Annotated in this window: 1 pseudogene; it reads left to right on the top strand. The window is 73.5% G+C overall.

From position 1 onward, the window contains the following. Positions 1-114: 114 nt before the first annotated feature. Positions 115-799: pseudogene (locus tag AC1D01_RS37085) on the top strand (histidine kinase); the annotation flags it as partial.

Here is a 799-nt window from a genome sequence, read left to right as displayed (position 1 = left end):
GGCCTGCGCGCAGTGCGGGCTGCACCTGCCGAAGGCCGATGCGCTGCCGGGCCGCGGCGGGGTGTTCTGCGGCGAAGCCCATCGCAGTGCGTTCGAACGCGAGCACGCTTCGCGATGAGCAGCGCGCCGCCCAAGCCCGAGCGCCGCCGCAACGACCGCCGCTCGAACGTGCGCGCGACGACGCGGCCCAGCCAGGAGTCCTGGTTCGGCGCCCTCGGCGAGGACACCCAATCGCGCGACAGCTGGATCGAGGACGAGTCGCGCTACGACGGCAACTGGCAGGCGGCGCAGGCGGCCCAGGCCGACAGCAACTTCCTGACGCGCCAGGCGCGGCGCCTGATCGGCTCGGGCCAGACGGCCTTCCAGCGCATCTACGGCGCCTTCATCAGCGCGCGCGCGGCACTCGGCGTCGCGCTGGTCGCGACCCAGGTGGTCGCGGCGATCTTCGGCGTCAAGCCGCCGTGGCCGGTGGTGGCGGTGAGCCTGGCCTATGCGGCGCTCGCGCTGTCGATGTGGATGCTGCCGCGCTACCGCCGCACCGCCGCGCCGCGCCAGCTCGCGCGGCTGCGCAGCCCGCAGTGGATCTCGACGATCGGCGTCGACATCGTCTGCTTCGGTGCCTTGCACTGGATGTCGCCGGCGGCCGGCCTGAACTACGTCGCGCTGCTGGTGCTGCCGGTGCTGATGGCCGGCGTTCTGACGCCGCGGCTGATGGCGCTCGCAACCGCCTCGGTGGTCACGCTCGCGTTGCTCGGGGTCGCCTGGCTGTCGGTGATGGCCGGCGGGACCGACGTCACGC

This window comes from Rhizobacter sp. P3_B12 (assembly GCF_056402895.1).
The sequence above is the reverse complement of the archived record's forward strand: the minus strand, read 5'-3'. Positions and strand labels throughout refer to the sequence as shown.